We start from the raw sequence: 21,714 nt of genomic DNA, 5'->3' as shown, positions 1-21,714 counted from the left end.
TCTCGAAGCGGAGAACGATCGTTCTCCGTCTGTGTTCTCCATAGTAGAGAACGTTCGTTCTCAATGCAAGTACAATGGGTGCATGGATATTTCCGAAGTTCGCGAACGCATCGTTGCCACAGCCGACGAGCTCTATAACGCGAAGGGAATCCAAGCCGTTGGCATGGACGAACTTAGGGCGGCGGCAGGGGTCTCGCTGAAGAAGCTTTATGCGGAATTCCCCTCAAAGAGCAGCATCGTCATGGCCGTGCTTGAGCACAGGCATAAGTCCTGGACCGAAGGGCTCGACGCCACGGTGCAGCAGGCCGGGGCGCCCCGGGAACGCCTCCTCGCCATCTTCGACTACCTCGCCGGATGGTTTTGTCAGGATTCGTTTCGCGGATGCGGTTTCATCAACAGCTTCGCCGAGCTCGGAGCCATCAGCCCGGACGTCGCCGAGTATGCGCGGAAGCATAAGGAATCGTTCCAGGAATACGTTGCCCGTTTGGCCGGCGAGGCCGGCGCGCCAAGCTACCTGGCGCCGCAACTCGCCATCCTTGCCGAAGGTGCCCAGACCACTGCGGCCATCGCAGGAACATCCGATGCCGCCGGGCAGGCGCGTCAAGCAGCGGCAGTACTGATCGACGCAGCCCTCATAGCCGACTAGGCTTCTGACACGCGTCCAGCGCGGCAGGAAGAAGACTATTCGTGTTTGAAGTCCCCAGCATCTTGTTCCTTTCGGCAGGCTTCGCGGTGTTGGCCGCGGCAGTTCTGCCGAAATTGTTGCGCCACATGCCGCTTTCCATGCCGATGGTCTTTCTGGGCAGCGGAATTCTGGCGTTCACCCTGCTTCCTGACTTACCGGACCCGGACCCTGTCCAGTATGGGGATTTTACGACGCACCTGACCGAAGTGTGCGTCATCATCTCCCTCATGGGTGCCGGACTGGCTTTGGACAGACCGTTCCGTTGGCGCGGATGGACCACCACCTGGCGGCTCCTCGGGATCGTCATGCCCTTGTGCATCCTGGTGATGACGCTCCTTGGCCTGTGGGTGTTGGGCTTGGGTCTGGCTGCCGCCATCCTCGTAGCTGCAGCGATCGCCCCCACTGACCCCGTGCTGGCCTCAGAGGTTCAGGTGGGAAAACCTGCAGACACTGAAGATGACCCGGACGAAGACGAGGTCCGCTTCGCTTTGACCTCCGAGGCGGGTTTGAACGACGGACTCGCCTTCCCCTTTGTGTATTTGGCCATCCTCATCAGCTTGGTAGGGGCGTCCCCGGAGGCCTGGCTGGGGGAGTGGCTTGCGTTGGATGTTCTCTGGCGCATTGGTGTGGGGGTGCTGCTCGGTTTCGGAACCGGAAAGCTTCTGAGCCTGATCTTCTTCGCCGCCAAGGGTAAGAGCTTCCGCCTGTCAGAACACTCTGAGGGCTTCGTGGCGCTCGCAGCTACTTTCCTGGCCTACGGCGTTGCAGAGATGGTGGAGGGCTACGGGTTCATCGCAGTTTTCATCTGCGCCCTGACAATTCGATCCGCTGAGCACAACCACTCCTACCACCAGGTGCTGCACAGCTATGTAGAGCAGCTTGAGCGCCTCATGACGGTGGTGATCCTGGTTCTCCTTGGCGGCGCCATAGCCCGTGGCCTCTTGGAGGGTATCGGTTGGATGGAGCTGTTGGTAGCGTTCGCGTTCCTCTTGCTGGTCCGCCCCTTGGCTGGATGGCTCGGCTTGATGGGTGGCAAGACCGGTCCGCGCGAACGCCTGGCCATTTCCTACTTCGGCATCCGCGGGATCGGGTCACTGTATTACGTGGCATACGCGCTGAGCCATGGCAACTTCGATGCCGAAGCACGTGAGCTTTGGGCCCTGATCGGCTTGGTGGTGGCACTGTCCATCGTGGTGCATGGGGCCACCACGGCGCCCCTCATGAACCGGCTGGATCGGCTCCGGGCCGCTGAAGCACGCAAGCAGCACGGCGACGAAGGCAGGGCGCCGACTACTGCCGTTTAGCCACCTGCCGGCCTAAGCCTTGCATCGTTTGTCAATATTCTGGAGTAATTATTTCCGATTTTAGGCAGGCGCCTTTGCATTCAATAATCAGTATCCTGATGGTCTGAGCAGGGGCGATACACCTTTGGCTGTTGGCAGCGGGAGTTCTGTGCTCCTGGTCGCGTTCCTTTTGCCCCGATCTTGCCCTAGGCACGCCGTACTTGCGGGCGTACAGTCCGCTGTATAGCTCCCCCACATTCTGTTGGGCAGTTGCTTTGGGGCGTTTGCCCCGCCGGGGGAAGGAACTGCCATGCACCATAGCTCTGCGCGAAGAAATCCAAGAACACCATCGTTGGGATCGGCTGGTCGCCGCACAACCGTGTCAGTGGGAGCTGCCTCAGGAGTACTTCTCCTTGTAGGGGCCATCACGTTGCAACAGGCTCCTGCGTTCGCAGCCACGCCGGTCAACTTGGGGACGGCGACGTCGTATTCCGTCCTTGCCGCCACGACTGTGACCAACACAGGACCAACCACCATTCAGCGAGACCTTGGCCTGAGCCCGGGCACCGCCATTACGGGGTTTCCGCCCGGCATTGCCGCTGGAACCACTCACGCTGCAGACGCGGTGGCACTGCAGGCACAATCGGATCTGACCACCGCCTACAACAATGCCGCGGGGCAACCATTGACGGCCAGTGTCTCCGGAGACCTGGTGGGCCAAACGCTCGTTGAGGGCGTCTACAAGTCAACGTCCTCCTTGGCGCTTAGTGGACAGCTCACCCTTGATGGCCAGGGTAATCCCGCCTCCGTGTTTGTCTTCCAGGTCGCCTCGACGCTGATTACGGCCTCAGCCAGCAGCATCGTCCTCATCAACGGCGCCCAAGCCTGCAACGTGTTCTGGCAAGTCGGCAGCTCGGCAACCCTGGGTACGGCCTCGAGTTTCAAGGGATCCATCCTCGCCCTGACGTCGATTACGGCTCAGACCAACGCCGTGGTGGAGGGGCGGCTGCTCGCCCGCAACGGGCAGGTCTCCCTCGACACCAACGTGGTGACCACCCCCGCCTGCGTCACGACGCCCACAACCTCCGCGCCGCCGGGCACCGCAACGGCAACACCGACGGTTACGCCCACTGAGACGGCGACGGCGACTGCCACCCCGACCGTGACTGCTACGGAGACGACGACGGCGACTGCCACGGCGACTGCCACCCCGACCGTGACTGCGACGGAGACGACGACGGCGACGGCGACTGCAACTGCCACCCCGACCGTGACTGCTACGGAGACGACGACGGCGACTGCCACCCCGACCGTGACTGTTACTTCTACCCAGACGGCGCCCGCCACAAGGCCCACTGATTCAACTACTGCTACGAATCAGGGAGTTCCCCTGGCCGGAACCGGCAGGAATCAAGGCACGAACGTGGACACCGCAGTCGCTCTGTCCCGCGCCGGTTCCACCCATCAAACAACAATCCTTGGAACAGTCTTCGTGGGCCTTGGTGGGGTGGGCATCGCCTTCTTGGCAACCCGGCTGCTGATGAACGGACGCAGGGGAAGCCAGCAGGAGTAGTGTCTTGCGGCGCCAAGCTGTAACGCGGGCGAGGCACCGCTGCAGGCATGTTTCGGCGGGGCTAGCCGGACAGCGGTGGAGGAAGGGGGCGATCGCCGCCTTCCTCGCCGCGGTGCTGCTGGCTGTGGCGCTTCCGGGATGGTGGCCGACTCCGGAAACAACCCCCAACGCGACGCCCTCGGCAATCGCAGCGGTGCCCCAACCGGCAACCAGCCCTCCGGGCTCCGACTCTTCAAGGAGTCCCTCGCCGATACAGTCGGAGTCAGCTCCGCAGCACCAAGGGCCGGACAAGGTTGCTGCCTTGGAGGCCGGTGCTCCGCCGTTGCACATCACCTACGATGCGGTAGGACTTGACCAGGGCATAGTGCCTCTGACTCCGACCGCACAGGAACTCGAGGTGAATTCGATCGTTCCGCCCCACACCTCGGACGCCTATTGGCTTAGTCCATACGGCATGCCTGGTGAGGGCTCGACGAACACCACCTATGTTGTTGGGCACAGCGTGGAAGGGGGCGCCTCCCCGTTCAATAACATCAGCGCCCGTGCGAGAGCGGGTGACCTGCTGACCGTCACCACTGCTGAAGGGCAGCTGGACTTCAAGGTGGACGGGGTCACCACTGAGTACAAGGAAACTTTGAGGGACAGCAAGATCTGGGACATAGTGCCGGGTCGGCTCATACTGATCACCTGCTACGCGGCTGACCTTTGGGGGAAGAACATCATCGTCCAGGCAAGCCCGGTGCCCGCAAGGTAGCCAGGTCTGCTCGGACGGTCTCCACTTCACAGTACGTGGGAGCACTGCGTTCGGGAGCCGAGCCATGGAAGACTGGAAGCATGTCTCCCCGTCCCATGAAACCGCGCCCCCAGTCCGACGCCGTCGACAATGAAGTCCCCACGCCGCTGAGTAAAGGACGCCGTCACCTCGCTATGAGGCTCGACGACGCGTGGCTTGGTTTTCAGACGCGTCTCGCGATCCGGCGTGGCCGGGTGGAGACAGTCATCCCTTACACCGGGTACGGCAGCACATCCTGGGTTCGGGTCCTCGCGCGGATCGTCCGAAGTGACCCCCGGGACGCCGCGGGTCACACAAATCCGTTGCAGGAAAGCATGCGCGGCTGGCGCAACTTCACCAGCGCGCCCGTGGCCCACGCCCAAGTAAACGTGACCATCGCCGGCACCGTTTTTGACGTGAGGGCTGACCGCGGCGGTGTGGTGGATGCTCGTATACCCGTAGCCCTCGACGCCGGTTGGCACACCATCACGCTGCAATCCGGCGAGTCCGAAATCGTGGAGGCTCCCGTGGAGATCGTCGCGGACGATGCCGATTTCGGCGTCGTGTCTGACATTGACGACACCGTAATGGTCACTGCGCTGCCGCGTCCGTTTCTGGCAGCATGGAACACGTTCGTCCTCAACGAGCACGCGAGGACTCCCACGCCGGGTATGGCTGTGCTGTATGAACGGATTGCCAGGACGGCACCTTCCGCACCGGTGCTGTATCTGTCCACCGGAGCATGGAACGTTGCCCCCACCCTGTCCCGGTTCCTGTCCCGCAACTTGTACCCCGCCGGTCCCAAGCTCCTCACGGACTGGGGCCCGACTCCTGACCGCTGGTTCCGCAGCGGCCAGGAGCACAAGAGGACCTCATTGGAACGCCTCGCGGAGGAGTTCCCCAACATCAAGTGGCTGCTGGTGGGTGACGACGGACAACATGATGAGTCCATTTACTCCGAGTTCGCCCAACGTCATCCCGCCAACGTCAGGGCCATCGCGATCCGTCAACTCTCCGCGGGTGAAGCGGTGCTGGCTGGTGGGCGGTCAAAGTCCGGAGGCCAGCCCACTCCTGGAATCCCTTGGATCTATGCCCCGGATGGAGCGGGAATGTCGGCCCAGCTCGAAGAACTGGGCGTCATCCGGAATGAGGTTCGGTCCGCCGACGACCCCGAAGAAGGCGAAGTGCACACGGCATCGGAGTGATGACTACGCGACGTCGATAAACACCGGGTTGGCGTAGAACCAGATATCCGCCCACGGGTCAGCGTCCCCGAGGTTATCTCCGTGGCGGATGGGCCCGGCAGGGTCCACGGCAGCGCCGTAGTAGCCGGCGCCGTGGCGGTTTCCGTCGCTGCCGCGGAGGCGGAAGTAGCAGGATGTCTGCACGTCCTTGATGACGTGCTTGATGGTGAACGTTCCGGTACGCCCGGAAACATCGATCTGCTTCCATACCGCTGTGCCAGGGGCCCTCAAAGTGTCGCGATCTGCCGCGGCACCGGTTACGGCGCCACCGATGACGTCCACGTGGGCGAGCTTCGGGAGGATCCCTGCGAAGTTGCGGTAGTCCGTCGTCGTCATGGTGATGGAAATTTCGACGTCGGCACCTCGCCTTACCTGGAGGCGGGAGCCGAGGGTGACGCCGTTGCGCCCGTTACTGTTGCCTGCGCCGCGCACCTCGCGGACCCGCACGTCGAGTCCCTGGAGGAGGTGTCCGTGGTCCACCCACATGCGGCCGTTGCGCATTGCTTCCAGGACGCCGGTGTAGGAGCGTTTGGTGACACCGGTGTGAAGGCGGCTGAACTGTCCCGGCCAGTAGTCGCTGCCACCCTGCTTTTCGCCGGTATCAAAGGGATCGGGACGCTTGCCCGTGACGGACCAGCGATCGAATTCGCTGGGCAGGCTGAGGTAGGGCTCCTCTGCCGGATACGGTCCGGTTTTCCAAGTGTCCTTCACAGTGAGGTGGTTGTCGGAGTTGGACGTGATCCAGAAGGGCAGGCCTTCAGCGAGCATGGAGTCCCAGACGCCACCCACCGTTGCGGTTGCCCAATCGAAGCCGCCGTAGGGCCGGAAAGCGTCGGCCGGGTAGCCGGGAAAACTGTACTGGGTGGGGTTGTTGGTGTATTCGCCGCGCTGGTCGCCGGGCCTGGAGAACTGGCTGACGCCGGAGCCTTGCGCACCCGGGGCACCTTCCATGCCGATCATCACTTCGCGGGCGGCATCGCGCCAAGCCCGGAGTTCGTGCGGGGAATCGATGCCCAGACGCATGGGGTGGTTGGCCAGCGCTACGACGTCGTCGATGTAGCCGGAGCGCCGTTGGTTGGCCAACCAAGCAATGGCTTCAACTGCTTTTCGCTCGAACGTCTCCACTTGGGCCGTTCCAGGGGTTGGCTTCTCCCATTGGTTCAGTTTTCCGTCCCACACCAGTTCGAAGGTCCGCAGGAGGTTCACTTCATTGGGACCGGGGGCGACAAGCACTGACGCGTGCTCAGCTCCCGGGATGTACCATTCGAGTCCCTGGAAGATCAGCAGGTCGGGCCTCGCTGCACGCTGCGCCTGGATTTCCTTGTTGGCGTTGACTGCCCCGCCGTTGTTGGCGTGGCCAAAGTTGCTGTGCTCAGTCAGTGCCAGCCAGTCCACACCGTAGGACTGTGCGGTATCGAGCTGCTGCTTGATCATGTACTTCGCGTCGTGGCTGTACTGGGTGTGGACGTGGTGGTCTCCGACAAGCCACTTCAACTGGGGGTCGTTGCCGCCCGTGTTCGCCGTCGCCGGCCGTGCCATGGCGGCCGTTGCCGCGCTGCCCGCGGCCAGGATGCCTGCCGATTGCAGGATGCGCCGGCGGCTCAATCCCATGGTTTTCAGCTCAGCGTCGGCAAGCTCCACTCGTTGGCTGTGGGTAGTCGTGTTTTCGTCTGCGGTGCACATAGCGCTTTCCCTCTGTAGTTTTGTGATCCCCCCAGCGGGATCACAGTAGGGAAGCGGGATGGCGCGGAGGTTAACCGGGCGGGAACGGTTTGGGGGAGCGCCCAGAGGGTGTGCACCCCTAGCGAGTTCGCGGGAGAACGTCGAAACCACCCTGAAACCTCCGGCGATCCGGCAGGATTCCGGCGATCTCGGGGCCAGCGTCCTTGGGCGCCCCGACGGATCCCCGCTTTATCAAAGTTGCCACCAGATCCGGGCCGGGCCCGGCAGCTTTCCTGCCCTCAATCTGCCTGATCAGCGCTGAGGCTGCGGCAATTCCCATGTCGTAGACGGGCTGTGAGATGACGGTGAGCGGGGGAGTGGTGAGGCGGGTCCAAGCGAAATCGTCGTACATGAGGAGCGAGACGTCTTGCGGGACGGAACGCCCTGATTGCTGGATGGCTTCCACCACGCTCAGGGCGATCAGGCCGTCGGAGGCAATGATGGCCGTGGCGGCGTCCGGTCCGCTCAGCAGGTCCTGCGTGATCCGCATGATGGAGTCGGCGTCCCCTGCATTAAGCCGGACGAGGTCAGTGGGATGGGGGAGGCGTGCTTCATCGAACGCACGGTGGATTCCGTCCAGGCGGTCTGAGATCTGCGAAGAGTCCAACTCCATCCCTGCAACATAGGGGGCTTCGGTGCGGACGGTGGAGACGAAGGCGATTCGCCGGTGCCCGGCCTCGATCAAGTGCTTGGTGGACTCGTAGGAAATGCTTCCCATGTCCACGGCAAAGGTCTCAACGTCAACCCCTGCGGCGGCGCGGTCCAGCAGGACCAGGGGGCGCCCGGACTCGCGGACCTGCTGCAGGTGGGAGGTTTCCACTGAGGAGGCCGGAGCAACGATGAGTCCGTCCACCCGCTTGTCCAGGAGCACCCGAACGGCGTCCACTTCGGCAGCCCGTTCCTCGTCCGTGTTGATGAGGATGACGTTGTAGCCGCTCTTCTTGGCGGTGTCCGTGATACCCCTCATGGCGAGTCCGAAGTGGGGGTTTTCGATGTCGCCCACCACCACGCCAATGGTGTTCGACTTGCCGGTGTTCATGCTGCGCGCGAGTTCGTTGGGCCGGTACTCGAGCTCCTCGGCCGCGGCGAGGACGCGCTCCCGAACCTCATCGCTCACGGCGCCGTAATTGCCCAACGCGCGGGCCGCTTGTGCCTTGGACACTTTCGCGGCTTTGGCGACGTCGGCAACCGTCACGTCCCGTCGTCGGGATCCGTCAGTGCTCATGTTCACCTTTCAGGAGGGGTGTTGACGCGGCTTTGTGAGTTCCGCTACATTTCTATCAATCGATGTGAGTCCGGTCTCAATCCTAGGGGCTGAGACCGGACTCAACAAGACCCCGCATCGAGCAATAACTTCAGCGGCTCCTGACAGCACCGCTTTCCCTCCCACGATTGGACAACGCTGTGATCAAACTGAATTTCCGCCCGGCAGCGCTCGCAGCAGCAGCCTTGGCGGCCATCCTCGCCCTCTCGGGTTGCGGCGGGTCCACCGCCAGCTCCTCACCTTCCGCGGACAACCCCTACGGGCTGATCGAGCCCGGCACCATCCGTGTAGCCAGCCTCGGAGACTCCAAGCCATACACCTTCACGGACAGCTCCGGTAACTTCACCGGCTTCGACGTGGAACTGTTCAAGGACGTGGCCCACCGCGCCGGCGTAGACAAAGTTGTCTTCACCGGACAGGACTTCTCCGGACTCCTGGCAGCCGTGGCCAACGGCCAGTTCGACGTCGGCGTTGCAGCTATCGGCATCACGGACAAGCGCAAGGAAACCGTGGACTTCTCCGACGGCTACCTCGCCGGATACCTGACGGTCATCACCACCAAGACCTCAGGCATCAACGACGCCGATGGCCTCAACAGCAAGCGCCTGGGCGTGGTCCAAGGCACCCTGCAGGAAGCCTACGCAGTCAAGAACTTCACCTCGGCGCAGCTGGTCCGCTTCCCGGACAACAACACCGCCATCTCCGCAGTCAACAGCGGTTCCGTGGACGCCCACTTCCTGGACTACGAGGCAGCCAAGGAATACCAGGAGCAGTTCGGACTAGTGAGTGCCGCGGACATCCCCTCCTTCGACGCACCGGCGGGCTTCGCTATCGCCAAGGACAAGCCCGCCTTCAAGGAAGCCTTGAACAAGGGCCTCGCCGAAGCAATGGAAGACGGCACCTGGAAGAAACTCTACGAGAAGTGGTTCCCGGGTTCGCCGATGCCGGAGCAGTACCTTCCGAAGGCCGAGCAGACCTCCAGCCCGGCTCCGACCGCCAGCAAGTAAGCCCCAAAACACCTAACGTCTGAGAGCACTCAATGGATTGGCTCAATACCATCAGCCGCACGTTCTTCGACCTTGATGCCATGGTCGAAGTACTGCCCCAGCTCCTCGGAGTTGGCCTTCTCAACACCCTGATCATCTCCATCGCAGCAACCATCCTCGGCGTAGTGATGGGCATGGTGGTGGCGGTCATGGGCATCTCGCGCTCCAAGTGGCTGCGAATCCCGGCGAGGATCTACACAGACCTTTTCCGGGGCCTGCCCGCTATCCTCACCATCCTGCTGATCGGCCAGGGATTTGCGCGGTTGAGCCAGTCGGTCTTCGGACCCTCGCCTTACCCGCTGGGAATCATCGCCCTGAGCCTCATCGCCAGTGCCTATATAGGTGAGATCTTCCGGGCTGGCATCCAAAGCGTTGATAAGGGCCAGGGGGAGGCCTGCCGGGCTTTGGGAATGAGCTACTCCAAGTCCATGGCCCTCGTGGTGGTTCCGCAAGGCATTCGCAGGGTCCTGCCCGCCTTGGTGAACCAGTTCATCGCAATCGTCAAAGACTCATCGCTGGTCTACTTCCTTGGGCTCCTGGTCAGTGAGCGTGAACTCTTCCGGGTGGGCCAGGACGCAGCAGTACTGTCCGGCAACCTTTCACCGCTGGTCATGGCGGGCATCTTCTACCTGATCATCACGGTGCCCCTGACCCACCTGGTCAACTACTTCGACAACAAGTTCCGCACCGGCCGGCGTCGTCCCACGGCACCCACCAGTGGGCTGAAGGAAGTCAAGGAACTCGATGCGGCCTCGCCGCTCATCACCGGGAGCAACACGTGAACCTCACAAGCAGCAGTGCCACCAGCACCAACCAGCCGACCAGCGACATCGAAAAGTTCCACGGCTCCAGCCTGGAACTGCAAAACCTGACCATGGCCTACGGGGACGTTGAGGTTCTCCGCAATGTCAGCCTCAACGTGGCGCCGGGAACCACCACCTGCATCATTGGCCCCTCCGGTTCAGGAAAGTCCACGCTCCTGCGCGGTGTAAACCGCCTGCATGAACCCAAGAGCGGCGATGTGCTGCTGGCCGGCGAAAGCGCACTCAAGGTCAAGCCGGACATCCTCCGGGCACGTATCGGTATGGTGTTCCAGCACTTCAACCTCTTCCCGGACCACACTGCACTGGAAAACGTGGCATTGGCCCTGTGGAGCGTCAAGGGAATGTCCAAGTCGGAGGCCCGGGAACGCGCCCGGCGGCGCCTGGCTGAAGTAGGCCTCGCAGAACGCGCTGATCACCGGCCACGCGACCTCTCCGGAGGACAGCAGCAACGCGTCGCTATTGCCCGGGCTTTGGCCATGGAGCCCGAGGTCATGCTCTTCGACGAAGCCACCAGCGCCCTGGACCCCGAGCTGGTCAAGGGCGTCCTCAACCTCATGGCAGGTCTGGGCCGCCGCGGCATGACCATGCTGGTTGTCACCCACGAGATGGGCTTCGCCCGCAAAGTGGCCGACCAAGTGGTGTTCATGGATGAAGGCGAAGTAGTGGAAATCGGAACCCCCACCGAGCTCTTCGACAACCCGCGCAGCGAACGCCTTCAGCGCTTCCTCTCGGAAGTGCTGTAATGGGCGGGACTCCTGTGATGCGCCAGCCAGCAGCGGCACCCATCCGAACCGCCGTCGTCGGATTTGGCGTCTCGGGCAAGGTGTTCCACGCGCCGCTGATCGAAGCGGACCCGGACTACTCCCTTGACGTCATTATCACAGCAGATCCGCAACGCAAGTCCGAAGCCCAGCGGCTCTACCCGCAGGCAAGGATCGTAAACACCCCCGAGGACATGTTCGCCCTCGCCGGGGACCTGGATCTGGTGGTCCTTGGAACGCCGCCGCTTACGCACCTTGAACTCGGTGCCACGGCCATCGCCCATGGGCTGAACGTTGTGGTGGATAAGCCTTTCGTCACCACCGTGGCCCACGGTGAGGAGCTGGCTGGGCGGGCGTCCGACGCCGGTGTGCAGCTGACGGTCTTCCAGAACCGCCGGTGGGACGCCGACTTCCTGACGCTGCGCAAACTGCTGCGGGCCGGTGCCCTGGGCGACGTGCGAACGTTCGAGTCGCGCTTTGAATGGTGGCGTCCGGAAGGCTTCGGGAACTGGCGCGATTCGGCCACGCTGGCCGAGGGCGGAGGGATCCTCCATGACCTCGGCGCCCACCTGATCGACCAAGCCGTCCAGCTGTTCGGCCCGGTGGAGGACAGCTACGGCGAGACCGCCAACCACGGCCCCCACGCGGATGCCGCCGACACCGAGGCCTTCGTGTCGCTGCGCCACGAATCGGGCGTCCGGACACGGCTGTGGATGAACGGAATGGCCGCCCAAGTGGGCCCGCGCTTCCACGTCCTCGGCTCCAAAGGCGGCTACACCAAGTGGGGACTCGACAGCCAGGAACCGGCCCTCGCAGCCGGCCTCACGCCGTCGGACGCCACGTACGGCACAGAACCCCAGGAGTCTTGGGGGCTTCTGGGAGTGGACGGAGCAACCACGCCAGTCCCGGCCGAAAAGGGCGACTATCCACAGTTTTACAGGGAACTCGCAGCCTCTCTCCGCGGTCACGGGCCTCTTCCCGTGCAGCCGGCGGAAGCGTTGGAAACCCTCAGGATCATCGAAAACATCCACGCGTTCGCAAAGGCGCGTTTCAGCATTCAGAACCCGAAAGAGAGATCACGCATGTCCTCCACCAAGCACGTCGCCGTCATCGGAGGCGGCATCCTGGGCGTCTCCACCGCCGTCCACCTGCTCCGCCAGGGCGCTTCCGTCACTTTGCTGACCGAGCAGGGCCTGGCAAGTGAAGCCACCGGCCGTTCGTTGTCCTGGCTCAACTCGGCGGGCGAACGCTCCACGCCGTACCACCTGCTGCGCGTGGCCGGCGTTGACCGGTACCGCACACTCTTCGCCACGGACCCCAGCCGTGAGTGGCTGCAGTTCGGGGGCGGCCTCATGTGGAATGCGGCCGGGCAGGGCGAGGTCACCGAAGCCCGCCACGCTTACGAGAAGTCCATTGGCTACGACTCCAAGCTGTTGGCGCCTGAAGAGATCGCCTCGGTGACGCCCGGCATCGATGCCACAGCTGTCCCCGGGAATGCCATCTTCAACCCCGGCGAAGGCTGGGTGAGCCTGCCGGACCTGGTGAACTTCCTCATGGAGGAATTCCACGCGTTGGGCGGCCAGCTGATCCTCAACGCCGGCAAGGCCTCGGTAATGGTCGACGGCGGCCGCGCCACCGGCGTCGAAACTACCGGCGGTGAAACGTACCCCGCTGACGCCGTGCTGGTTGCCTGCGGTGCCGCGACGCCCGCCGTCGTAAAGCCTTTGGGGGTGGAAATTCCCAACGGTTCGCCGGTTTCCATGCTGGTGGTCACCAAGCCGGTGGAGCATCAGGTCACCGCAGTGATGAATACGCCCCGGGCTGCTGTTCGTCCCAACCCCGGCAACACGTTCGCCCTGGATCACGACTGGTACGAGGAGCACATCACCGAGCATGCCGACGGTTCATTCACCATCCCGGATGATGTTGTCCAGCAGCTGGCCGACGAATCCTCCAAGCTCATCGAGGGCAATCCCGAACTCAAGCCGGCATCCTGGAAGATCGGCTACAAGCCCATCCCAGGCGACGGCGAACCGGTCTTCGGTGAACTCGGCCAAGTGCCTGGCTGCTTCGTAGCCTTCACGCACTCCGGTGCCACGCTGGGCCTCATCGCGGGTGAGCTGCTGTCAGGCGAAATCCTGAGCGGTGAAAAGCACCCGATGCTGGCCACGTTCCGTCCGGGGCGTTTCTCCTAGACCGCGCTTGCCGGAAGTCAGCAGGTCATGTTGCCTTTGAGGGGCTTACCCGTCCAGAAATTGTTGGAGCCTGGAACTTTGTAGTAGCCGCGGATTTCGTAGCTCCAGGTGCCGATGATCTCGATGCCGGAACTGTACGATCTTCCCGCGGCTTGGCTGGGGTCACCGGTGAACTCGAGGTTGCCGGAGCGGTCGTTGACCCTCACCTCGTGGTAGTTGGCGTTCGCCACCGTTCCGTACGAATTTACAGTGACCGTGGTGTGGAGTCCCAAGGTGCATCGCATCGTCACGCTGGCGCTGGCCGGGGCAAGGATGGTTGCTGCCGAGAACTGCGGGGTAGCGCGTTCACTGTCCGTGAAGGCGGCTACCGCGGCCGTTGGTCCGGCTACCAGGCCAAGAACGACGACGGCGACAATCACCAAGGCGCGCAGGAAACCCTTCTGCGGTTTCATGGTGATCGTTCTCTTTCTACTGTGCTCAACGGATACTCGCCGGGCCTGATCGGGCTGGGGGGAAAGGAAACCGATCAGGCCCGGCGGGGCTGTTGTGTTGCTGTGTCTATTTGGTGGTTTCGGTGCGTTGGGTGCCGGTGAAGGCGAAGGCGATGGTGGAGGCGGCGCCTTGGAAGTCGTTGTTCGCGGTGGCGGGGAACGCGGTGGTGACTTTGAGGTTGTCGGTTTTGGCCGAGGTCAGGGAGGTGAGGTTGTTCAGGACCTTGTTCGCGGCGATCACCGGTGAAGAGGCCGCCACGGTGGTTTTGGTGCCGGTGCAGTTGTAGGGGGCTGCGGCGCCGGTCCAGGCTACGGAGCAGTTTTCGATGGTCAGCTGCAGGCCGTTGGTGACATCGGTGGTGAGCAGGGACGCGGTGGTCCCGGCGGAGGTGGTGAGGGTGACGTTGTTCAGGTCCGAGTTGCCGGTGTTGGCCAGGGTGACGAGCTTTTCGACTTTGTCGCCGGGGAGCAGGCCTGCGACGGGGACGTTGAGGGTGTTGGCCGGGCCGGGTGTTCCGAGGGCGATGGTGACGGTGCCGGCGGTGACTGCCTGGGAGGCGGAGGTCGAAGAGGTGAAGGCGCCGTAGGTGCCCATGCCTGCCACTGCGGCTGCGGTGCCGAGCAGTGCGACGGACGCGAGGATCTTACCGGAGGTGGTCTTAAGGCTGATGGCCATCTGAGTATGGTCCTTTCGGGAGGCCACCGTGGTCCGGCCGGCCATTCGTTTTCCAGCCTCTCTGGCTGACAAGAACTACTGTGCAGGGCCCGGATCAAGAACAAATCCTGTGTTCGGTCAACAATTCCTCAAGAAAACCTCAAGACTTTTTCGCCGCCCCCACACCACTGTCCCCTTGCAATGCTGAGCGGAATATGACTAAGATCTCATTCATCAGGGTTAGAAAAGAGACCTCCTGTCGGAGGTTTTTTTCTGCCCTTTTTTGCTACCCAAAAAGGTGACCTCTGACAGGGGCAGTTTCCCGACAGAGAGGTCGGACGAAATGTCCAGTTTTGTTATCCGCGGTGTGCACGATGTTGTGTCCTACATCGACGCCCGCCCTGGGATTTCGGGGCGCGCAGGGCTCATTTGGTGGCTTGCCTTGGGCGGCCTGTTCCTCGATGCCTTCTCCAACTCGGCGCTCAGCGCCGGCCTTGGCCCCATGACCAGGGATCTTCAATTGAGCGCCACTCAGGTGGCTGTCCTCACCTCCCTGGCGTCCTGGGTCGCCATCGTTTTCAACCCCATCGGCGGGTGGATGGCCGACAAGTGGGGCCGCATTCCTCCGCTGGTCTTTGCCAAGTTCCTGGCCCTCGCTGGTGCCGCTTTTGCCGCATTTGCACCCTCCTTCGAGCTCGTCCTTGTGGGTCGCTTCTTTGTAGGGGCCGCGTACGGCATCGATTTCGCCATCGCCATGGCGCTGCTCGCCGAGTTCACTCCCGCGCGGTTCAAGAGCAGGCTGAACACTTGGCAGGGAATTTGGTACTGCGCGGTCAGCGCCAACCTTTTGTTGGCGATCATGTTCTACAACATGGGCGTGGGAGAGTCGATCTGGCGTTACGCCGTCGGTTCTGCCGGTGTGGTGGCGCTAACGCTGTTTATTGCGCAACTGCTTTACATGGTTGAGAGTCCCACATGGGCTGCCCGAAAGGGCCTCGTGGACCGGGCCGCAGCCTCCATGAGCAAGATCTACGGGGAGAAATTCTCGGCCGCCCCGGTTGAAGACCGCTCCCCGATCGTGAACCAGGCAACAAAAGGATTTGTCAACATTGCCTTGATTTTCCGGGGCATTTATCTTCCCCGCACAATTCTGGCAGCGACCATTCAGATAGGTCAGTCCATCCAGTACTTCGCCGTGGGCTGGTACCTGCCCATCATTAGCCTGACTCTCTTCGGACAGGATTTTGTGGTCGCCACGCTTGGGGCCTTGGTGTTCAACCTGTTCGGCATACTCGGCGGATTCCTGTCACCGGCCATCGGCAAGAAGTTCGGCTTGCGAAAGGCATCCGCCATTGGGTTCGGAGCCGTCTTCGTCATGTTGCTGCTCCTGGGACTCTTTTACCAGAGCCTTCCGATCGTCCTCGCGTTCCTCATCCCGTCGCTCTTCATTCTGTTCCATTCGGGCGGTCCGGGGGCCAACGGAAAGAGCATTTCCACGCTTTCCTTCCGGAGCGAGCTCAGGGCTGGCGCCAACGGGGTGATTGGGGCTCTTGGCAGCACAGGCGCCGCGCTTGGGCTGCTGGTGTTCCCGCTTCTCAAACAGAATTTGGGCCTCGGACCTACGTTCCTCATTCTGGCCATCGTTCCGCTGGCCGCCTGCGTGGTCTGCAGCGTCATCAAATGGGACCCCACGCGGGCACCGGTCAGTCCGGATGAGGAGTTGAATGCCCCGCAATTCAAGAGCGACGTACAGCAGGCAGAGTTGAACCGCGTCTAGAAGGTGACACCCATGAAGCAACAAGCAATACTCTCGATCGATGAAGGAACCACGGGGACCCGCGCAGCCTGGGTCACCGGTGACGGAGTGGTTCATGGACTGGAATACCGGCACCTCGCCGTGGCCAGTCCCCGGCCGGGCGTCGTTGAGCAGGACGCCGGGGAAATATTGGCGAAGACCATTGATGCTTGCCGGATAGTTGTGCGCCGGGCGGCTGATGCCGGCGTCGAACTCGTTGCGGTTGCGCTGGCAACGCAGAGGTCGACGGCGGTGCTCTGGGACACTGCCACGGGCACGGCTTTGGTGCCGGCAATGGTCTGGCAGGACAGTCGCCACGCTGCCGAACTCGCGGAACTGGGCAAGGAATGGGACAACCGTCTGGTGCCTTCCGTTGGACGCCCCGCCGGCGTCCGATCGCCCTACCTGTGGGCGGCCCATCATTTGCGTGAAACTCCCGCCGTCCGCGAAGCCCGGGCAGCCAACAGGCTGGGCTTCGGCACGGTGGAGACGTGGCTGCTGTGGAGCCTCACACGGGAAAAGAGCTACGTGGCCACCTCTACGAACGCAACGTCGGCCGGTGCATACGTGCTGGCAGGGCACAGCTATGAAACGGCGTGGATCGATGCCCTCGGATTCCCGCGGGAGCTCTTGCCAGAGCTGCGCCAGGATGCCGACCGGCTTGGGCACACGGACCCCGGAACGCTGGGTATCGAGCTGCCGATCCTGGCAGCCATGGGCGATCAGCACGCGGGTACGGTGGGCCTGGGCTGCCTCCGCGCCGGTCAGGCAATGTGCGTCCATGGCACCGGAAGTTTCGTTGACCTCGTTACCGGCTCCAGCCCGCCGGTAAAATCCGGGCTCTACGAGGGGACGTTGACGCTGACGGGCTGGAGACGGCACTTCCAAACCGTCTACGCCGTGGAAACATTCACGGCCACCACAGGTTCGGCCCTGGACTGGATCTGCAACACCCTTGGCTGGTTCGACTCATCACGTCAGATCAGCGAACTCGCATCGCAAGCCTCCAGTGCAAACGGCGTCATGTTCGTGCCTGCTTTGACTGGCATCAGGATTCCGGTGGTGGAACCCACAGCCCGTGCTTCACTTACCGGCCTGTCCATGGCCAGCACCCGCGCGGAGCTTGCCTACGCTGTCCTGGAGGGCATCGCGCACTCGGTGGCAAGCAGCGTTGAAGCCAATCAGGAAGTAGCCGGATTGGCCGTGACGGAGATAGCCGTCGGCGGAGGCATGTCAGCCAGCGACTCCTTGATCCAAATGCAGGCCGATCTGACAGGCCTGCCCATGCAGCGGCTGCCCCGTTCAGAGACCGCCAGCCTTCGCGGTGCAGCATTCATGGCCGGCTCGGACGGGCTTCTTTGGGAAACGCTCGATGCAGCTGCAGCGACCCTCGGCGGCGGCGAAATCTTTGAACCCCGGCTGTCACCGGACCATCGATTGGATCGCAGGAACACCTGGAACACGCGAATAGCCAGGGAACTTGACCTTGTTGCGTCCTGACAGTGGGGGCCTGCTGGCATCCATCACCAAGAAACTTTGCATCAGAAAGACAAACACATGATCTCCATGCCCGCACGCAAGCCCAAGCTGGATCGAGCCAGAATGGTCTCGGACACGCCACTGAAACTGGACCGAAAGGAGCAGCTGGACGCCCTTGACGGCGGCGAGTTCGACATGATCGTCGTCGGCGGCGGCGTCACGGGAGCCTACACTGCGATGGACGCCGTCCTTCGCGGCTACCGGGTTGCGTTGCTGGAGAAGGACGACTTCGCTTCGGGCACTTCGTCAAAATCCTCCAAGATGATTCATGGCGGCCTTCGCTATATCGAACAAGGAAATCTGCCCCTTGTCCGGCACTCACTCCTGGAACGCCAGCGGCTGCGCAAGAACGCCGCCCACTTGGTGCAACGGTTGCCCTTCCTGTTCCCCGTTCTCTCGCAGGACGGCGTCTTCGACCGCCGGCTGGCGGCGGGTTTCGAGAGCCTGCTGTGGACCTACGACCTCGCCGGTGGCTGGCGGGAAGGCGTCCTGCACCAGAAGCTCAGTAAAAACGAGGTGCTGGCCCACTGTCCTACCTTCAAGGCCGAAAACCTTGAAAGTGGCTTCATGTACTACGACGCGCGCGCAGATGACGCCCGGCTGACACTTGCGCTGGCCAGAACAGCGGCCTTCCACGGTGCCACGGTCTTGAACGGTGCCAAAGTCAGCGAAGTGACAAGGCGCAGCGGCAAGGTGGACGGTGTGGTCATCGAAGCAGACGGCCGGGAACTTGCCGCACGCGCCAGAGCAGTCGTCATCGCCACCGGCGTCTGGCTCCGGGACTGGACCGGCGCCGCCAAGGACGCCGATGCTCCGAGCATTCGCCCGGCAAAAGGTGTTCACATCGCAGTGCCCTGGAGCAAAATCCGCAATGACTGTACTGTGACCATCCCTGTCCCCGGCAGGAACCGCCGAGCCACCATTACCCGTTGGGGAAACACCTCGTACCTCGGGACTACCGATGAGGACTACACCGGCGATCTGGATGACGTGAATTGCACCCGGGACGAGATGGACTTTCTGTTGGACGGTGCCCGAACCGCGCTGAACATGGACATCGAGGCAAGCGACGTACTCGGCAGCATAGGTGGTTGTCGTCCATTGGTGGCACCGCCCGGCGGCAAGACCATTGAGGTCAAGCGCAACCATGAAATCCGCACGGACCACGACGGATTGGTGACAGTAGTTGGAGGGAAACTGACGACCTCCCGGCACATGGCGCAGCAAACAGTGGACGCAGCGCAGAAGGTGTTGGGCCAGAACCGTCGCTGCCGGACCTCCAACGCCTACCTCCTGGGTGCTGCGGGCTACGACACCGAAGCCGTCGTGGCGTCGGGGGGCCTCGCCTCCCACCTTGGTGAGAGATACGGCACGGAGGCCAGGTTCGTGACGGACATCCTTGCGGAGGATCCGTCGTTGAACACCCCCATCGTTGAAGGCCTGCCCTATGTGGAGGGGGAAGTTATCTACGCGGCGCGCCACGAGATGGCTCGGAGCGTGGATGACATCCTCTCCCGCCGAACCCGGGCGCGGATGATGGCCCGGGACGCCTCCGCGGCGGCGGCAGCGAGGGTGGGCGAGCTACTCATGAAGGAACTGGACTTACCGGCCAGCCTCGTGGAAGCCCAAGTGAATGACTACAAGAACCAGACATCGTATGAACGCGCAATCCTGATGGGAGACAACCGGAAATGATCAGCAAGGAAGCCGTCAAAAGGGGCTACAACAGAGGTAATTACACCGTAGGGGCACCCACCCAGCCGCACTATGCCGCCAGCCTTGGTGCACTTCCGGGCGAGCCGTACTACACCTCGGCAAGCCCCTGTGTGGTTGACGGAGCGACGTTGGAACTGCTTGCTGCCGCAGCAGAGAAGGTGGTGACCGACGTCGGGCTGGTCCGGGACGGTACCCGGGACTGGTGGGCCGGAACCATGATCGCCGAAACGAGTGGACACCCGGCAACCCCCGACGCCGTAATCGTGCACGTCTCCAGCACTGAGCAGGTGCAGGCCGTCATGCGCATAGCCCACGCGAAGAACGTTCCCGTGACGGTATCGGCAGGCCGGAGCAACGTCACGGGGGCGGCGTTGCCTGTCTCCGGAGGAATTGTCCTGGACGTCTGTGGCTTGGATAAATTCGTCTCCTTCGATGAGACCAGCCAGATCGTCGAGGTGGAAGCGGGTGTCTTCGGCGACGTTTTCGAAGAGACCATCCAGGCCCGCTACGGCATGACAATGGGGCACTGGCCCTCGTCATATGCCATCAGCACTGTGGGCGGTTGGGTTGCCTGCCGCGGGGCCGGACAACTCTCCACCAGTTACGGCAAAGTTGAGGATATGGTCTATGGCATGGACGTTGTCCTGGCCAATGGTGATCTTGTGACCCTGGGCGACAGCGCCCGCTCCGCCGTCGGCCCGGACCTCCTGCAACTGTTCATCGGCTCCGAAGGCACCCTGGGAATTATCACCCGCGTACGTTTCAAATTGCACCGTCTGCCGAGTTACGGCCAAGCAATCGCCTACGGTTTCGATACTTTCGCGGGCGGACTGGAAGCCTGCAGGCAGATCATGCAGCAAGGCGGAACGCCGGCTGCGCTCCGGCTGTACGACGCTTTGGAGAGCGGCGTGCAGTTTGGCTTGCCCGACACCAATGTGCTGCTCGTGGCGGACGAAGGGACGGGCGAACTGGTTGACGCCGGGCTGGCCGTTGCCGAGCGGATCTGCGCTTCCACAGGCACCCGCTTGGACGGCGATGCCATTTTTGAGCGCTGGCTGGACACCCGGTACTTGACGGGAAAGAGCGCCGAGGGCTTCAAACGGAGCCCTGGATTCGTGGCCGACACCTTGGAGATGATTGGCCCGTGGAGTGCCCTTCCGGCGATCTACGCGGAGGTTGTTGAGGCCATCAACAGCGTCCCTGGCACCCTTGCCGGGTCGGCACATCAATCCCATGCCTATGTTGACGGCGCCTGCCTGTATTTCTCCTTGCGGGGCGACGTCGATGTTCAGGACCGGGCTGACTGGTATCGGGCAGCCTGGGACGCCGCCAATGAGGTGATCATTCGACACCGGGCAACACTCAGCCACCATCACGGAGTCGGTTTGCTTCGTGCTCCCTACATGGAGTCTTCGCTCGGTAGCGGTTTCGGTGTCCTGCGCACCGTCAAGGCGGCTTTGGATCCGGGAAACCTGCTCAACCCGGGCAAGCTGGGTCTGTGAGTCAGGCCCGGGCAGGCGTCCATGGAGCAGAATTAGCTGATGATTGATTTCCCGCCGGAGCTGGAAGTGCAGCTCACAAGGAACCCTGTGATTGCTTCGGTGTTCGGGGCGAACTCGATACCGGGGTTTGTCACGTCCGACTGCAGAATCTGCATTCTGGCGCACTTGGAACTGCACGAGCTTGACGGTGCCCTCAAGGTGTTGGATCGGGCGGGCAAATTCACTTTCGTCAACATGGATGCCTGCGCGGGCCTCGGGCAGGACAAGGGTGCTCTTGAATACCTGAGGAAGATCGGTACCCGCGGCGTGGTGAGCACCCGGACTGCAATGATCCAGCGGGCGAACTCCATGGGCATGGTGACCATGCAGAAAGTATTCGTCACGGACCGATCCAACCTGCCCCGGAGCACGGTGGCCATAGAACAGAGCAAACCGCATTTGGTGCAGCTCATGCCATGGCCGGTTGTGTCCCATCTGTCCGCGGGTGAGCTGAAGGGCTTATCTCCGTTTGTTGCCGCCGGTTTTGTGGCGACGGCGGCCGATGTTGCCCAGGCGCTCAAGGAAGGTGCCAAGGGCATATCCACGAGTGCCGCTGAGTTGTGGGACCTCGCCGTCCGATAAGCGGAATCTACTAAGAAAAAGAGGAA

At 62.5% G+C, this 21,714-nt stretch carries 18 protein-coding genes and 1 pseudogene; 15 read left to right on the top strand and 4 right to left on the bottom strand.

All coding sequences use genetic code 11. The annotated features are described in order from the left end of the window. The first annotated feature begins 82 nt into the window (after positions 1-82). From ACZ881_RS05235 to ACZ881_RS05215, 5 genes are all read left to right on the top strand, one after another. A complete protein-coding gene (locus ACZ881_RS05235; RefSeq protein WP_476113026.1) occupies positions 83-646 on the top strand; it encodes a TetR/AcrR family transcriptional regulator in 564 nt (187 codons plus the stop codon). 41 nt (positions 647-687) lie between these two features. Continuing rightward, positions 688-1,989 (top strand): cation:proton antiporter, encoded by a 1,302-nt coding sequence (locus ACZ881_RS05230; RefSeq protein ID WP_476113024.1) that lies wholly within the window; start codon positions 688-690, stop codon positions 1,987-1,989. A 364-nt stretch (positions 1,990-2,353) separates the two neighbouring features. Next, complete coding sequence (locus ACZ881_RS05225; RefSeq protein ID WP_476113022.1) at positions 2,354-3,541, top strand: ice-binding family protein; 1,188 nt, start codon at positions 2,354-2,356, stop codon at positions 3,539-3,541. Between the two features lie 4 nt (positions 3,542-3,545). Next, the gene (locus ACZ881_RS05220) at positions 3,546-4,295 is read left to right on the top strand and encodes a class F sortase (protein ID WP_476113020.1); all 750 of its coding nucleotides are present in this window, start codon (positions 3,546-3,548) and stop codon (positions 4,293-4,295) included. A gap of 80 nt (positions 4,296-4,375) precedes the next feature. After that, a complete protein-coding gene (locus ACZ881_RS05215; RefSeq protein WP_476113019.1) occupies positions 4,376-5,518 on the top strand; it encodes an App1 family protein in 1,143 nt (380 codons plus the stop codon). A gap of 3 nt (positions 5,519-5,521) precedes the next feature. Here the strand turns inward: ACZ881_RS05215 and ACZ881_RS05210 are convergent, their stop codons facing one another. Both ACZ881_RS05210 and ACZ881_RS05205 read right to left on the bottom strand, forming a co-directional pair. Further along, positions 5,522-7,240 (bottom strand): PHP domain-containing protein, encoded by a 1,719-nt coding sequence (locus ACZ881_RS05210; protein ID WP_476113017.1) that lies wholly within the window; start codon positions 7,238-7,240, stop codon positions 5,522-5,524. A 118-nt stretch (positions 7,241-7,358) separates the two neighbouring features. Continuing rightward, entirely contained in the window at positions 7,359-8,504 is a 1,146-nt protein-coding gene (locus ACZ881_RS05205; RefSeq protein WP_476113015.1) for a LacI family DNA-binding transcriptional regulator, read from the bottom strand. A gap of 179 nt (positions 8,505-8,683) precedes the next feature. On the opposite strand from ACZ881_RS05205, the gene ACZ881_RS05200 reads away from it, so the two are divergent. From ACZ881_RS05200 to ACZ881_RS05180, 5 genes and pseudogenes are all read left to right on the top strand, one after another. Continuing rightward, complete coding sequence (locus tag ACZ881_RS05200; protein ID WP_476113013.1) at positions 8,684-9,550, top strand: ABC transporter substrate-binding protein; 867 nt, start codon at positions 8,684-8,686, stop codon at positions 9,548-9,550. Positions 9,551-9,582: 32 nt separating this feature from the next. Next, on the top strand, positions 9,583-10,371 hold the full coding sequence (locus ACZ881_RS05195) for an amino acid ABC transporter permease (protein WP_017198419.1): 789 nt from the start codon (positions 9,583-9,585) through the stop codon (positions 10,369-10,371). Continuing rightward, on the top strand, positions 10,368-11,156 hold the full coding sequence (locus ACZ881_RS05190) for an amino acid ABC transporter ATP-binding protein (RefSeq protein WP_364307663.1): 789 nt from the start codon (positions 10,368-10,370) through the stop codon (positions 11,154-11,156). Before ACZ881_RS05195 ends, ACZ881_RS05190 begins: the two co-directional genes overlap by 4 nt. Next, positions 11,156-12,214 (top strand): annotated as a pseudogene (locus tag ACZ881_RS05185) (Gfo/Idh/MocA family protein); the annotation flags it as partial. The gene ACZ881_RS05190 and the pseudogene ACZ881_RS05185, both read left to right, overlap by 1 nt. A gap of 42 nt (positions 12,215-12,256) precedes the next feature. Next, positions 12,257-13,369 carry an NAD(P)/FAD-dependent oxidoreductase gene (locus tag ACZ881_RS05180; protein WP_476113864.1) on the top strand — a complete coding sequence of 371 codons (1,113 nt, stop codon included), beginning with the start codon at positions 12,257-12,259 and terminating at the stop codon, positions 13,367-13,369. Positions 13,370-13,386: 17 nt separating this feature from the next. Here the strand turns inward: ACZ881_RS05180 and ACZ881_RS05175 are convergent, their stop codons facing one another. Together ACZ881_RS05175 and ACZ881_RS05170 are read right to left on the bottom strand one after the other, a co-directional pair. Further along, positions 13,387-13,821 carry a SipW-dependent-type signal peptide-containing protein gene (locus ACZ881_RS05175; protein WP_476113010.1) on the bottom strand — a complete coding sequence of 145 codons (435 nt, stop codon included), beginning with the start codon at positions 13,819-13,821 and terminating at the stop codon, positions 13,387-13,389. 106 nt (positions 13,822-13,927) lie between these two features. Next, a complete protein-coding gene (locus ACZ881_RS05170; RefSeq protein WP_476113008.1) occupies positions 13,928-14,536 on the bottom strand; it encodes a TasA family protein in 609 nt (202 codons plus the stop codon). A 322-nt stretch (positions 14,537-14,858) separates the two neighbouring features. Here ACZ881_RS05170 and ACZ881_RS05165 point away from each other — a divergent pair, with 322 nt between their 5' ends. Genes ACZ881_RS05165 through ACZ881_RS05145 form a run of 5 tightly spaced genes read left to right on the top strand, consistent with a single transcriptional unit; the run spans position 14,859 to position 21,688 of the window. Further along, entirely contained in the window at positions 14,859-16,292 is a 1,434-nt protein-coding gene (locus tag ACZ881_RS05165) for an MFS transporter (protein WP_476113005.1), read from the top strand. 12 nt (positions 16,293-16,304) lie between these two features. Continuing rightward, positions 16,305-17,810, top strand: coding sequence for an FGGY family carbohydrate kinase (locus ACZ881_RS05160; protein WP_476113003.1), 1,506 nt, complete (start codon positions 16,305-16,307; stop codon positions 17,808-17,810). Between the two features lie 57 nt (positions 17,811-17,867). Continuing rightward, positions 17,868-19,544 carry a glycerol-3-phosphate dehydrogenase/oxidase gene (locus tag ACZ881_RS05155; protein WP_476113001.1) on the top strand — a complete coding sequence of 559 codons (1,677 nt, stop codon included), beginning with the start codon at positions 17,868-17,870 and terminating at the stop codon, positions 19,542-19,544. Continuing rightward, entirely contained in the window at positions 19,541-21,067 is a 1,527-nt protein-coding gene (locus ACZ881_RS05150) for an FAD-binding oxidoreductase (RefSeq protein ID WP_476112999.1), read from the top strand. The genes ACZ881_RS05155 and ACZ881_RS05150 overlap by 4 nt, the downstream gene beginning before the upstream one ends. Positions 21,068-21,106: 39 nt before the next feature. Beyond that, a complete protein-coding gene (locus ACZ881_RS05145; protein WP_091465122.1) occupies positions 21,107-21,688 on the top strand; it encodes a glycerol-3-phosphate responsive antiterminator in 582 nt (193 codons plus the stop codon). Positions 21,689-21,714: the final 26 nt, after the last annotated feature.

The sequence above is a fragment of the Paenarthrobacter sp. TE3676 genome, assembly GCF_056279165.1.
The sequence above is the reverse complement of the archived record's forward strand: the minus strand, read 5'-3'. Positions and strand labels throughout refer to the sequence as shown.